General features: G+C 63.4%; 14 protein-coding genes. 5 read left to right on the top strand and 9 right to left on the bottom strand.

The window, feature by feature from the left end:
- Positions 1–107 precede the first annotated feature (107 nt).
- From hpf to kdsD, 7 genes are all read right to left on the bottom strand, one after another.
- The gene (gene hpf / locus FQ746_RS18280) at positions 108–464 is read right to left on the bottom strand and encodes a ribosome hibernation-promoting factor, HPF/YfiA family (protein WP_144110974.1); all 357 of its coding nucleotides are present in this window, start codon (positions 462–464) and stop codon (positions 108–110) included.
- A gap of 185 nt (positions 465–649) precedes the next feature.
- A complete protein-coding gene (locus FQ746_RS18275) occupies positions 650–2,164 on the bottom strand; it encodes an RNA polymerase factor sigma-54 (RefSeq protein ID WP_144110972.1) in 1,515 nt (504 codons plus the stop codon).
- A gap of 86 nt (positions 2,165–2,250) precedes the next feature.
- A complete protein-coding gene (lptB, locus tag FQ746_RS18270) occupies positions 2,251–3,036 on the bottom strand; it encodes an LPS export ABC transporter ATP-binding protein (protein ID WP_144110970.1) in 786 nt (261 codons plus the stop codon).
- Entirely contained in the window at positions 3,033–3,704 is a 672-nt protein-coding gene (gene lptA, locus FQ746_RS18265) for a lipopolysaccharide transport periplasmic protein LptA (protein ID WP_144110967.1), read from the bottom strand. Before lptA ends, lptB begins: the two co-directional genes overlap by 4 nt.
- Positions 3,705–3,724: 20 nt before the next feature.
- Positions 3,725–4,333 (bottom strand): LPS export ABC transporter periplasmic protein LptC, encoded by a 609-nt coding sequence (gene lptC / locus FQ746_RS18260; protein ID WP_144110965.1) that lies wholly within the window; start codon positions 4,331–4,333, stop codon positions 3,725–3,727.
- Positions 4,330–4,890, bottom strand: coding sequence for a KdsC family phosphatase (locus FQ746_RS18255; RefSeq protein WP_144110963.1), 561 nt, complete (start codon positions 4,888–4,890; stop codon positions 4,330–4,332). The genes lptC and FQ746_RS18255 overlap by 4 nt, the downstream gene beginning before the upstream one ends.
- On the bottom strand, positions 4,890–5,873 hold the full coding sequence (gene kdsD, locus FQ746_RS18250) for an arabinose 5-phosphate isomerase KdsD (protein WP_144110961.1): 984 nt from the start codon (positions 5,871–5,873) through the stop codon (positions 4,890–4,892). The genes FQ746_RS18255 and kdsD overlap by 1 nt, the downstream gene beginning before the upstream one ends.
- Before the next feature lie 161 nt (positions 5,874–6,034).
- Here kdsD and FQ746_RS18245 point away from each other — a divergent pair, with 161 nt between their 5' ends.
- From FQ746_RS18245 to purU, 5 genes are all read left to right on the top strand, one after another.
- Entirely contained in the window at positions 6,035–8,035 is a 2,001-nt protein-coding gene (locus FQ746_RS18245) for a monovalent cation:proton antiporter family protein (protein ID WP_144111488.1), read from the top strand.
- 115 nt (positions 8,036–8,150) lie between these two features.
- Entirely contained in the window at positions 8,151–8,717 is a 567-nt protein-coding gene (locus FQ746_RS18240; protein WP_144110959.1) for an adenine phosphoribosyltransferase, read from the top strand.
- A gap of 56 nt (positions 8,718–8,773) precedes the next feature.
- Positions 8,774–9,388: a LysE family translocator gene (locus tag FQ746_RS18235; RefSeq protein ID WP_144110956.1), complete on the top strand. Its 615-nt coding sequence runs from the start codon at positions 8,774–8,776 to the stop codon at positions 9,386–9,388.
- Positions 9,389–9,428: 40 nt separating this feature from the next.
- Positions 9,429–10,292: an NUDIX hydrolase gene (locus tag FQ746_RS18230; protein WP_144110954.1), complete on the top strand. Its 864-nt coding sequence runs from the start codon at positions 9,429–9,431 to the stop codon at positions 10,290–10,292.
- 83 nt (positions 10,293–10,375) lie between these two features.
- Entirely contained in the window at positions 10,376–11,245 is an 870-nt protein-coding gene (purU, locus tag FQ746_RS18225; RefSeq protein WP_144110951.1) for a formyltetrahydrofolate deformylase, read from the top strand.
- A gap of 86 nt (positions 11,246–11,331) precedes the next feature.
- Here the strand turns inward: purU and FQ746_RS18220 are convergent, their stop codons facing one another.
- Both FQ746_RS18220 and FQ746_RS18215 read right to left on the bottom strand, forming a co-directional pair.
- On the bottom strand, positions 11,332–12,558 hold the full coding sequence (locus FQ746_RS18220; RefSeq protein WP_144110949.1) for a PepSY-associated TM helix domain-containing protein: 1,227 nt from the start codon (positions 12,556–12,558) through the stop codon (positions 11,332–11,334).
- 159 nt (positions 12,559–12,717) lie between these two features.
- On the bottom strand, positions 12,718–13,806 hold the full coding sequence (locus FQ746_RS18215) for an AI-2E family transporter (RefSeq protein WP_144110947.1): 1,089 nt from the start codon (positions 13,804–13,806) through the stop codon (positions 12,718–12,720).
- Between the last annotated feature and the right edge of the window lie 8 nt (positions 13,807–13,814).

Below are 13,814 nucleotides of genomic sequence, written 5' to 3'. Positions count from 1 at the left end.
GTTCGAGTGCCGGTCGTCGCGCCGGAAAGACGCCCGGAAAACAAAAAACCGCCCGATGGAGGGCGGTTTTGCTGGGTAGGAAAAATCAGAAGCGGCTTCTTGTTTTCCTATTGCGGCGGCACGTCGAGTTGCGGCGCCGGTTGATACTTGATCGCGTCGTGCTGATGGCCTTGCAGGCGATCCTTGTGGCGGATGACTTGCCGGTCGAGCTTGTCGATCATCAGATCGATTGCAGCGTACATGTCGCTGTCGCAACTCTCGACGAACAGGTCTTTGCCCTTCAGATGGAGGTTGATTTCCACCTTTTGTCGCTTGTCCTTTTCCTTATGGTTGTCGACCGAGAGGACCACACTGCCGTCGATGACCTGATCGAAATGTCTTAGCACCCTATCCAGTTTGGTGATCACGTATTCGCGCAACGCAGGCGTTACTTCGAGGTGGTGTCCACTGATCTGCAGATTCATAGTGCTTCTCCAAGCTAATGGCCGCCTGGTCCACACAATGACGAAAGCCCGGTCGATCTGTCGGCTTGCCTGGGACGTTTCCCCGCGGGGGCTTCCCTTCGACTGACGTCTGGCAGGTCGCATCGGCCGGCCTTTCCGCCAAGGTGCGGAGCGGCCGGTGAATGCCCGCCGCGGGAGGCGACGAGCTACAGAGACTTGCGCAGGTTGACTGCTGGAATCTTCAGTGCTTCGCGATACTTCGCAACGGTACGACGTGCGACCACGAAGCCCTGTTCCGCCAGCAGTTCGGCTATGCGGCTGTCTGAGAGAGGCGATTTCGGGTTTTCCGCTCCTATCAGTTGCTTGATGAGCGCGCGAATGGCCGTTGAAGAGGCCGCGCCGCCCGTGTCGGTTGAAACGTGTGAGCCGAAAAAGTACTTGAACTCCAACGTCCCGAAGGGCGTCAACATATATTTGCCGGTTGTCACACGCGAGACAGTCGACTCGTGTAGACCCAGCGTATCAGCAATTTCCCGCAAAACCAAGGGGCGCATGGCAATTTCGCCGTGCACGAAAAAGCTCTTTTGACGCTCGACAATAGCCTGCGCGACCCGCAGGATAGTTTCGAAACGTTGCTGAATATTCTTGATCAGCCAGCGCGCTTCCTGCAGTTGCTGACGCAACGATCCGCTGCCCGGATCCCCGCGGTTATTGCGCAGAATGTTCGCGTAGAGGTTGTTGATGCGCAGCTTCGGCACCACGTCCGGATTGAGTTCGGCCTGCCAGCCCTGGGCCGTCTTGCGCACCATGATGTCCGGCACCACGTAGTCCGCTTCGGCTTTGCCGTAGGCCGCACCGGGAAACGGTTCGAGCGAACGGATCAGCACATGCGCATCGCGCAGATCGTCGTCGTTAGCTTTCAGATGCTTACGCAGTCGCGTGAAATCGCGCGCGGCAAGCAGTTCCAGATGATGCGCGACGATGTCGAGCGCCAGCGTGCGAGTGGGCGAGACGTCGAGCCGCAGCAATTGCAGCTTCAGACATTCGGAGGCCGAGCGCGCGCCGACGCCGGCCGGGTCGAAGCTATGCAGCAAAGCCAGCGCCGCATTCATTTCGTCGAGATCGACTTCGAGTTCTTCCGGCAGATCGCCAATCACTTCGTCGAGCGTTGCCGCGAGATAACCGTCGTCGTCGAGCGATTCGATCAGAAAGGTGATGAGCGCGCGGTCGCGTTGGCTGGCCTTCGTCGTGCGCAACTGCGCCATCAGATGGTCGCGTAGCGAGGTGCTCGATTCGTGGATTTGCAACGGCGGCAGATCGTCGTCGTCGGACGCGTTGCCGGAGCGGCCGTAGTCTTCGAGATTCCATTGCGACGAGTCGCTGTTGCCGTCGCCTGCCAAACCGTTGTATTCATCGACGCCCTGCGGCTCGCCGTTCTCGGTGCGCTCGCTGCTGCTGGACGATGAAGACGTGCTGCCGCCCATCTGGTCGGACGGCGGGGAAGAGTTGGGTGCCTGGGTGATCAGCGAACCGTCGGCCGCCACCCGCAGCGGACTCGCAATCCAGTCGTCCTCGTTCTCGAGAAGCGGATTCTGCGAGATCGCCATCGCGACTTCCTGCTGCAATTCGAGCGTGGACAACTGCAGCAGCCGGATGGACTGCTGCAGTTGGGGAGTCAACGCAAGATGCTGCGATAGGCGGAGTTGGAGGCTGGCTTTCATGGCAAATTGAGATTCATTGTAGAGAGTTTGCCACGACCGCGATACCTTGCGGCACCCGCAATGCTTCGTTCGCCATTCCCGCGCGCTTACATGCGGAAATGCTCGCCCAGATAGACGCGCCGCACGCTTTCGTTTTCGATGATCTCGCTCGGCGCGCCTGCGGCCAGCACGCTGCCGTCGCTGATGATGTACGCGTGATCGCAAATGCCGAGCGTCTCGCGAACGTTATGGTCCGTGATTAGCACGCCGATATTGCGCTGTTTCAAAAACTTGACGATTTTCTGAATTTCCAGCACCGCGATCGGATCGACGCCGGCGAACGGTTCGTCGAGCAGAATGAAGCTCGGGTTGGTCGCCAGCGCGCGGGCGATTTCGACCCGGCGACGCTCGCCGCCCGACAGCGACAGCGCCGGATTCTCGCGCAAGTGCGCAATCTGCAGTTCATCGAGCAGCGCTTCGGTGCGGCTCGTGATGGTGTCCTTGCTGAGCCGTTTGCCGTTCTCTTCGTGCTGCAGTTCGAGCACCGCGCGAATGTTCTGCTCGACGCTGAGCTTGCGGAACACCGACGCTTCCTGCGGCAGATACGACAGGCCGAGCGACGCGCGTTTGTGAATCGGCAGCAGGCTGATGGACTTGCCGTCCAGGTCGATCTCGCCGGCGTCGAGCGGCACGAGCCCGACGATCATATAGAACGAGGTGGTCTTGCCGGCGCCGTTCGGGCCGAGCAGCCCGACCACTTCGCCGCTCTTCACGTCGAGCGAGACGTCTTTGACGACCGTGCGCGAGCCGTAGCGCTTTTTCAGATTGCGCACGACCAGCGAACTGCTGGTGCCGGCCGGCTTGCGATTGGGAAGGGACGCGGAGGTGCTCACTGGTTCGGCGCTCCCTGAATCGTGGTGGACGGCACGAGCGTGGCCGACGCGCCGTTCAGCGGCGCGGCGCCCCCATTACGCGGCGCCAGCATCGCGCGCACGCGGCCGGTCGGATTGCCCGGGCCGGCGACGTCCTTGCCCGACTTCGCGGTATAGAAATCGTTCTGACCGTCGTACGTGACGACGCTGCCGTGCACTTGGTCCATCACCGTCGAGAGGCCTTGCAGTCGCTTGACGGTCGCGTTGGTGGTCAGCGTGGTCAGGTCCTGCTTGCCGTCGTAGTCGATGCGGATGGCCGTGCCTTCGATGAATTCGTCGAGCCCTTCGCGCTTCTGGCGGAAATACGACAGATTGCCGCCGCTCGACGTGCCGGTGGCGTACTGGTAGCCCTGCGGGTCCTGCGTCACCTCGACACGATCGGCCTTGATGACGATCGTGCCTTTGGTCGCGACCACGTGGCCGGTAAAGATGTTGACCTGCTTGAGGTCGTCGTAAGTCATGTTGTCCGCTTCGATGTTCAGCGGCTTGTCCTTGTCGGCGCGATCGGCGTGCGCGAGCGGCGCGAAGCCGGCCAGCGGCAACGCGACGATGAGCGCAGCGAGTCCGGCGCGGCACGCGGACAAAGTGCGCGAGCGGCCGGTATCAAAACGGGGGAACGATTCGTTCATGCAGTCACGCCTGGAATGGATTACCCGGGTTGCTTGGGCGAGCTGCCGCCGGCATCGGACGCGGCGATCGCGCCTCTCACATTGCCGAACAGTTGCATCACCCGGGTGACGTTGTTGTAGTTCATGCCGCTGGCAGTCATCACCGACATGCCGCGCTGCAGTTTAACCGGCTTTTCGGTCTCGATCACATCGTCGTTGACCAGCACCTTAAAATGCTGCGAATCCGCCTGCATCTGCGGATCGCCATTGCCGGCGGCGCGCAGGATGCGAGCGTTGTCGTACAGATCGACGATCGACGCGTCGCCGTTCACCTTGCCCGTGTCGCCGGTCGCGGTGACGATCGGCTTGCCCGGCTGGAACGCGCGCATGGCCGGCTTGACGAGGTCGCTCAGTTCGTCGTCTTCGTAATGGATCAGCGACTGGGCGGTCAGGCGGTATTGCGTCGAGCCCGACTGGTCGAGTTCGGACACCGAGAAGTTATCGGCGAAGTAGTCGGGCGTGTGCTCTTTCGGGCGCACCACGTTTTCGTTCTGGCGCGGCAGCGTGGCTTGCAACAGCCACCAGGTGATACCGGCGAGCAACGCCATCGCGATGAGCGGGATCAGCGAAGTCAGGCGCGACGGGTTCATCCCACGAGGCCTCGCTGTTCGCCGCTGCAGGCGGCCGCGAGCAACGCTTCGTATTTGTGCTGCGCGCGCAGCAGCGTGTCGACCACTTCGCGCGCCGCGCCGTGGCCGCCGCGCGCTTCGCTGACCCAGTGGGCGCGCGCGATGACTTCGGGATGCGAGTTGGCGGGCGCCGCCGCGAAGCCGACTTGCAGCATCACGCCGAGGTCGACCCAGTCGTCGCCCATGTAGCCGCAATCTTCCGCACGCAACCCGGTCTTCGCGAGCAGGTCGGCGAACGCCTTCGGCTTGTCCTGCACGCCTTGATAAACGTGCGCGACGTTCAGGTCTTTCACGCGCGCCGCGACGATGCCCGACTGACGCCCGGTGATGACGGCCGTTGCGATGCCGGCTTCGCGCAGCAACTTCATGCCGTGACCGTCCATCGAGTTGAAGGCTTTCATCGTGTCGCCCTGCTCCGTGAACAGCAGACCGCCGTCGGTCAGCACGCCGTCGACGTCGAAAATCATCAGCTTCACGCGGCTGGCGCGTTCAGTTGCGGTGGGCGGAGCGATGGCCATCAGATCACCTTTTTCGAGAACAGGTCGTGCATATTGAGCGCGCCGATGAGCTTGCCTGCCTCGTCGACGACCAGCATCTGATTGATACGGTGACGCTCCATGAGTTCCACGGCTTCCACCGCGAGTTGATCGGGGCCGATGGTGCGCGGGCCCGCGGTCATGACCGACTCGATCGGCAGGTTGCGGAAGTCGCCGTCACGCTCGAGCACGCGGCGCAAATCGCCGTCGGTGAAGATGCCGCTCACGCGTTCTTCGCGGTCGACGATCGCGGTCATGCCCATGCGCTTGGCGGTCAACTGAAACAGGGCGTCGCGCACGGAAGCGTCGGGCGCCACCTTGGGTACCTGTTCGCCGGTGCGCATCACGTCGCGTACATAAGTGAGCAGACGCCGGCCGAGCGCGCCGCCCGGATGCGAGCGCGCGAAGTCGTCGCGACCGAATCCGCGCGCATCGAGCACGGCTACCGCGAGCGCGTCGCCGAGTGCGAGCGCTGCCGTCGTGCTCGCAGTGGGCGCGAGATTCATCGGACACGCTTCTTTCGACACTGCGGAATTCAGATGCACGTCGGCCAGTTGTGCGAGGCTCGACGACGGCCGTCCCGTCATTGCAATGAGCTTCGCGCCGAGGCGCTTGATGAGCGGCAGGATGGCCACGAGTTCTTCGGTTTCGCCGGAGTTCGACAGCGCGAGAAACACGTCGTCGGCGGTCACCATACCGAGGTCGCCGTGGCTGGCTTCGGCCGGGTGCACGAAGAATGCGGGAGTGCCGGTACTGGCGAGCGTGGCAGCGAGCTTGCGCGCCACATGGCCGGATTTGCCGATGCCGGAAACGACCACGCGTCCACGGCAGCCCAGGATGAAATCGACCGCCCCGACGAAGCCTTCGTCGAGTTGATCGCAAAGCGCACGCACGGCGTCCGCTTCGATGTTGAGGACGTCACGAGCAAGTGCGAGTGCCCGGTCGCCATTGATTTTCGCTATCATTCGCGGAGTATAACAAAGGCGCCTGTTCGCCGCGCCGGGCCTGCTGTGCCAAGCCGCTGTCTTCCACGCTGCCTTTACCGGCCCCTCAACCTTGTCGCACGGCGGTTTGCGTGCGCGGTTCCGATGACGAACGAGGACGCTTTACCGATGCGTTTTTGCCGATGATTTCCCCGCTCGAAATGACGCTGTTCCTGCTGCTGGCATCGGTAGCGGGCGTGGTGATATTTCGCTTTCTGAATCTTCCGCCGATGCTCGGCTACCTGACGGTCGGCATCGTCGTCGGACCGCATGCATTCGGTCTGATTCCCGATTCGGAAGGCGCGCAAAACCTCGCCGAATTCGGCGTCGTGTTTCTGATGTTCTCGATCGGCCTCGAGTTCTCGCTGGCCAAGCTGCGCTCGATGCGGCGCCTCGTGTTCGGGCTGGGTCTGCTGCAGGTGATCGGCACGATCGCGGTGGCGGTCTCGCTCGGCTTCGTGCTCGAGCGCTGGGTGCATATCACGTGGCAGGCGAGTGTCGCGCTCGGCGGCGCGCTGGCCATGTCGTCGACGGCGATCGTCAGCAAGATGCTGGCCGAGCGGCTCGAGATCGAGACCGAGCACGGCCGCAATATCTTCGGCGTGCTGCTGTTCCAGGATCTGGCGGTGGTGCCGCTGCTCATCATCATCGCGGCGCTCGGCGGCGATTCGAAGGACCTCGTCAACGCGCTCGGCGTCGCGGCCATCAAGATCGTCGTGGCGTTGGCCTTGCTGCTGATCGTCGGGCAACGCTTCATGACGCGCTGGTTCAACGTGGTCGCACGGCGTCGCTCGCAGGAACTGTTCATTCTCAATCTGTTGCTGGTGACGCTCGGCGCCGCGTTCATCACCGACAAGTTCGGGCTGTCGCTCGCACTCGGCGCGTTCATTGCCGGCATGCTGATCGCCGAGACACCGTACCGGCATCAGGTCGAAGAAGACATCAAGCCGTTTCGCGACGTGCTGCTCGGGCTGTTCTTCGTGACCACCGGGATGCTGCTCAATCCGCGTGTGATCTGGGAGCATCCGCTGCTCGTGCTGGGTTTTCTGGTCGGGCCCATTCTGTTGAAGGCCGTGATGGTGACCGGCCTCTCGCGCCTGTTCGGCGCGTCGCCGGGCGTCGCGATGCGCACCGGCATCGGCCTCGCGCAAGCGGGCGAATTCGGGTTCGTGCTGCTGAATCTGATTCTCGACAAGCATCTGGTCGACGCCACGCTGCTGCAGGCCATTCTCGCCGCGATGCTCCTGTCGATGCTGGCCGCTCCGTTCCTGATCCAGAACGCCGACCGCATCGTGCTGCGGCTGTCGTCCACTGAATGGATGATGCAGTCGCTGCAAATGACGCGCATCGCCACGCAAAGCCTGAAACAGAGCGGCCACGTGATCATTTGCGGGTACGGTCGCGCGGGGCAGAATCTGGCACGCATGCTGGAGCACGAAGGCCTCTCGTATGTCGCGCTGGATCTCGACCCCGATCGCGTACAGGCGGCGGCCGCGGCCGGCGAGTCGGTGGTGTTCGGCGATGCCGGGCGGCGCGAGTCGCTGCTCGCCGCCGGCATCCACCGCGCGGCGGCGATCGCCATCACGTATGCGAACACGCCGTCGGCGCTGCGCGTGCTGCACAACATTCATGAGCTCGAGCCCACGTTGCCGGTAATCGTGCGCACCGTCGACGACGCCGATCTGGAAAAGCTGCTGGCCGCCGGCGCGACCGAGGTGATTCCGGAAATCGTCGAGGGGAGTCTGATGCTGGCCTCGCACACCCTGGTGGTGATGGGCGTGCCGATGCGGCGCGTGGTGCGGCGTGTCGAGGAAATGCGCGATGAGCGCTATGCGCTGTTGCGCGGCTATTTCCACGGTGCGGACGACGTGGACGACGACGACGGCCATGAACAGGTGCGGCTACAATCGGTGCCGGTCGACCCGAATTCGGACTCGGTGGGCCGCACGCTGGCCGAACTGGGTCTGTTCGAGATCGGCGTCGAAGTGACGGCGATCCGCCGGCATGGCATTCGCGGCGTGGAGCCGGACCCGTCCACCAAGTTGCGCGCGAGCGATATCGTCGTGTTGCGTGGGCTGCCGGAGCAACTGGCGGCGGCCGAAGAGCGGCTGTCGAAGCACCGTCGCGGCGGCGCGGCGGCTTGAGCCGCGCTTTTTAGCCTGCTTTACAGGCTGCTGTATGGGCTGCTGTTTAGCCTCACATCGCAGGCATCGACCGCAGCCTTTTCACCGGATCCGTCGTGATCCACCCGGAGACAGCATGTCCAACGCGCCCGCCAGCGCGCCGCGCGATGCGGCCGACTACATCAAAAGCCACATCCGCACGGTGCCCGACTGGCCGCAGCCGGGCGTGCAGTTCCGCGATATCACGCCGCTGCTGCAGGAGCCGAAATCGCTGCGCGTGCTGATCGACCTGTTCGTGCAGCGCTATATCGACGCCGAACTCGACTACATCGCCGGGCTGGATGCGCGCGGTTTCATCATCGGGCCGATTCTCGCGTACGAGCTGAACCTGGGCTTCGTGCCGATCCGCAAGCAGGGCAAGCTGCCCTACAAGCGGCTCGCGCAATCGTACGAACTCGAGTACGGCACCGCGACCGTCGAGATTCACGAAGACGCCTGCCAACCCGGCCAACGCGTGGTGATCGTCGACGATCTGATCGCCACCGGCGGCACCATGATGGCCGGCAAGATCCTGCTCGACCGGCTCGGCGCCGAGGTCGTGGAGGGCGCGGCGATCATCGATCTGCCGGAACTCGGCGGCTCGAAGCTCCTGCGCGAGGCCGGCCTGCCGCTCTACACGGTGACCAGTTTCGACGGCCATTGAGCGACTGTTTGCCCGCGTACGCATGTTGCGGCCCGAACCGAACGAGGTGAAATCCGATGCCCCACTTCCTGCTGTTTCTCGCCACGTCGATTGCCATCACCGTGGCGCCCGGCCCCGACAATCTGCAAGTGCTCGCGCGCGGTATCGCGCAGGGGCGCGCAGCGGGTTTCGTCGCGGCGTTAGGCTTCGCGGCCGGTCTCACGTTTCATACGACGCTGGCCACGCTCGGCGTGGCCGCCTTGCTGCGCTCGTCGCCGCTCGCGTTCGAGGCGATCAAGCTGGCCGGCGCCGCGTATCTGATCTGTATCGGCATTAAGGCCCTGCGCAGCCAGGGCCTGGCCGCCGCGCACGAGCGCGCGCCGCAACCCTTGCTGGCCGTGTTCCGGCAAAGCGTGCTCGGCAATCTGATGAACCCGAAGGTCACGCTGTTCTTCGTCGTGTTCCTGCCGCAGTTCGTGGTGCCGGACGGCGCGCAGAGCGTCACGCTGCAGATGCTGGAACTCGGCGTGCTGTTCATGTTGCAGACGGTCGTGGTGTTTTCGCTGTTCGGCGTGGCCGCGGGGATGATCGGCGGCTGGCTCAAGCGCCGGCCGCGCGTCGGCGTATGGCTCGACCGGCTGGCGGGCGCGACCTTCATTGCGATCGGCATTCGCGTGGCGCTGCGCGATTAATCGAGTCCGCCATAACGGAAAGAACTGTTGGGAGTTTCAGATGACGTTGCCTTGCATCACCGCCGCGCGCCGCTTCGATATTCAGGCGCACGTGCCGTTTCATATCGGCGCCGAACAGGTCGGCTGGATCCGTTCGAGCGATGTGCCGCTGCTCGCGCGCTGGCCCGATGTCTTCGAGATCGACGCCACGCGCGTGACGCTTGCGCCGGCCTTCGACACTGTCGATCTGCGCAGCGCGGCGCTCGGTTCGGTGATCGGCGCACTCGCCGCCGACGGCCGGATTCCGGGCTGGCGCAACGAAACCTACGCGATCCGCAATGCGTTCGATGCTGCGCCGCTTGCGTATATCGAACGCGCCGCGTCGCGCTTCTTCGGAACCCTGACCTACGCGGTGCATCTGAACGGCGTCGTAGAATACGCGGGCGGCGGCGCACCTCAGCTCTGGATTGCGCGCCGCAGCGACACCAAAGCCACCGATCCCGGCATGCTCGACAATGTCGTAGCGGGCGGAATCGGCTGGGGCTTCAGCGTCGCACAGACCATCGTGAAGGAATGCTGGGAAGAAGCCGGCATTCCCGAAGACATCGCCGCGCGCGCCACGGCTGGCCGTACCGCGCATGTGTTGCAATCCTTGCCGGAAGGCACGCAGGCCGAACAGATTTTCATCTTCGACCTGGCGTTGCCGGCCGATTTCGCACCGCGCAATCAGGACGGTGAAGTGGGCGAACACCGGCTCGCGCGCATCGACGAAGTGGCGCGCTGGATCGAAGAGGACGCGATGACCGTCGACGCGAGTCTGGCCACGCTCGATTGTCTGTTGCGGCGCCGCTGGATCGACGCCGACGCGTGTCCAGGTATCGAGGCGCTATTTGCGCCACCGGTTCTGGAACGAACGATTGCATGAACGCCGCGGCTTGAATGTTGCAGCTCGAGCGCACCGCATCACCCCGAACAAACCACGCATTGAAGAAGGGAGTCACCCAGGTCATGTCGACCGATCACAGCTTTATCCTCAAACTGTCGTGCGCCGACCGGCCCGGCATCGTCCATGCGGTATCGGGCTTTCTGTTCGAGCGTGGCAGCAATATTCTCGACTCGGCGCAGTTTGGCGACAGCCGTACCGGCGAGTTCTTCATGCGGGTGCATTTCCAGCAGGTGGGCGGCGACCCGGGACTCGACGCGCTGCGCGCCACGTTCGGGACGCTCGCCGAACAGTTCGGCATGCGCTGGGAGTTGCACGACGCGTCGGTGAAACCGCGCGTGGTGATCATGGTGTCGAAAATCGGCCATTGCCTGAACGACCTGCTGTTCCGCTATCGCACGGGACAACTCGGTATCGAGATTGCGGCCATCATTTCGAACCACAAGGAGTTTTATCAACTCGCCGCGAGTTACGACATTCCGTTCCACCACTTCCCGTTGATGGGCGCGACGCCCGACGCGAAAGCCGCGCAGGAAGCGCGCGTGCTGGAAGTGATCGACGAGCATCAGGCCGATCTCGTGGTGCTCGCCCGCTACATGCAAATTTTGTCGCCGAAACTGTGCGAAGCGCTCGCGGGCCGCGCGATCAACATTCACCATTCGTTTTTGCCGAGCTTCAAGGGCGCGAAGCCGTATTACCAGGCGTTCGATCGCGGCGTGAAACTGATCGGCGCGACGGCTCATTACGTGACGACCGATCTCGACGAAGGTCCGATCATCGAGCAGGAAGTGGAGCGGGTTGACCACAGCATGACGCCGGAGCAGCTGACGGCGATTGGCCGCGACGTCGAATGCGTGACGCTCGCGCGCGCCGTGAAGTGGCACGTCGAGCATCGCGTCGTGTTGAACGGCAGCAAGACGGTAGTGTTCCGGTAGAGCATTCACGCTGCACGCTGCATGGCGTGCAGTGTGCGGTCCTGCCGGTATGCAGCCGGTATGCAAGCAACCAGTATGCAGCCGGCTCAGGACCGAACGACGGAGCGACCCGAATCGCGTGCAGTATTCGCGTTGTGCGCCGAACGGCGCCGCGCATTTAGTTTCTTCAGCCAGATCAGCAGTCCTGTCGCGCTCAGCACGGCGACTGCCAGCCCGAGCACGCTCACCAGAATCCGCCCGCCAAGCCCGAGGATGCGTCCCGAATGCAGCGGGAACTGCACCTGCGTGAAGATATCGCCGGCCGTGCCTTTGCCGGGAATCTGCGCGCCGAGCGGCTTGCCGGTGGCCGCGTCCCAATACATCCACGGATTGCCGAGGCCCGCATCGCCGTGATCGTTGCCGGGCGTATAGAAGCCGACGCCGTAAGCGTGGATGAACTCGACATAGTACAAACCGCCCGGTGGTGCTTTCAGATGTTGCGCCGCGCCGGCGTCGCGTGCGATCTGCACGATGCGCTCGCGGCTCAACACCGGATCGCCGGGTTGCGGGGCGCGCAGCATTTCCGGATTGGTCAGCGCGTTCGGCGTGAGCTTCGAGAACACCGACACGATGGGACGCACCACGGGCGCCGAGAGGTTCATCGAGACGGAGGTGACGGCCATGATGAGCAGCAATCCCCAGATCCAGACGCCGCCCGAGCGATGCAGATCGAACGTGAGCGCGTAGCCGCCGCGTTTGAAGCGGAACGCGAACGACTTGCGCCACGCCTTGAAACTCGGAAACGATAGCCACAGCGCGATCGCACTATCGAATACCCAGACGATGCCGACGCAGCCCATCAGCCAGGTGCCGATATCGAAGCCGCCGGCGAACGGCAGCGTCAGCGTGTAGTGAAAGCGGTAGATGAACGGGATCAGGTTGATCGGCGCGAACGAGACCACGCCCCATTCGCGTCGGCCTTGCACGGCGCCGGTCGCGGGGTCGACCGCGACCTGATTGAAATCGAGCGGATAGGGTCGATGCGTCGCCGGATCGGTGCGCGGCAGCACCATGATCTGCAGCGTACTGCCGGGCTCGGCTTCGAGCGGCAGATAGCTGACCTGCAGACGCGGATCGGCGGCTTCGAGCCGGTTCGCCAGTTCCAGCCCCGACAGCGCGGGAGCGGCGGTGCGGGCCTTGTAGAACGACGGATTGAGCCACGCGTCGAGTTCATGGTCCCACGCGATGATCGCGCCGGTCAGGCCGGCGAGAAACAGGAATAAGGCAGTGGCGACACCGAACCAGCGGTGCAATCGGACGAATTGACGCCTCATGCCCGGTCCGGCGCGACAAGGCGGAAAAACGGATGGGGTGTCACGCGGAACGCTCAGGTGCAAATAGGAATTGTTCGCATCTTATGGAATTGCGGCGTTCCCTGCAAGCTTTCTGTTAGTAATCTGGAACGGTGGCCCCGCCGCCGGCATCTCGGCCTGTTAAACCAGCCGCAGAAAGATCAATTCCCGCTTGATATACGCGTAAAAAATGGGCGCGGCCACCACGCCGGGGATGCCGAAGGCGGCTTCCATCACCAGCATCGCGAGCAGCAGTTCCCAGGCACGCGCCTCGATCTGCCCGCCGACAATGCGCGCGTTCAGAAAATACTCGAGCTTGTGGATCAGGATCAGAAACACGAGCGACATGATTGCCGCCGGAAAGCTCACCGACAGCGCCACCGCGACGATGATCGTATTCGACATCAGATTGCCGATGACCGGCAGCAATCCGAGGATGAACGTGACCAGCACGAGGGTCTTGGAGAGCGGCAGCGTGTCGTGAGCGAGCGGCAGGATCACCAGCAGGAAAATGCCGGTGAACGCCGCGTTGATGGCCGAAATCTTCACCTGCGCGAACACGATGCGGCGAAACGCGTCCGCAAACCGCGTGACCCGCGTGACGAACGCGGTGGAAAGCGGCAAGCGCTGCATATGCTTCTGCGCGCCGACCGCGATGATCGCGCCGATGATCATGCCGATCAGAATATGCGTGAACGCACGCGCCGCCGTCTTGCCGCTTTGCTGCAGCATGTTGGCATGCGTCTGCATCAGTTCGGCGGCTTTGGTTTTCATCTGCTCGGTGTCGACCGGCAGATAGTTGGCGACGAACTGCGGAATGCGCCCGCGAGCTTCGTCGATGAGTTGCATGGCTTGGTCGAGCAGCTTTTGCACGCTCGGCACGTCGTTCTCGAAGTGTTCGATGATGCCGAGCGTGAGCCCTGTCAACGCCCCGACGATCACCACCGACAGCAGCACCACGGCCAGCCAGCGCGCCCGCTTGCTCGACATATGCCGCTCGATGCGCGGCGCGATGGTGTGCACCAGTTGAAACACCAGCAGCCCCGCGAGCAGGGCGCCGAGCAACTTGAGTTCGATGACCGCCCACATGCCCAGCAGCATCATCACGTAACTGCCGATTTCCACCGCCGACAGTTTCGGCAGGACCGTGTCGCTCGTCAGCCTGACCGGGCGTGGGCGTAGGTCCTGCACCTGCCCGTCGTCGCGCGCCTGATTCCGCTTGGTGGCCATGGCTTATT

The organism is Paraburkholderia sp. BCC1886 (assembly GCF_900996245.1).
Classification (GTDB): domain Bacteria; phylum Pseudomonadota; class Gammaproteobacteria; order Burkholderiales; family Burkholderiaceae; genus Paraburkholderia.
This window is presented reverse-complemented; position numbering and strand designations above follow the sequence as displayed.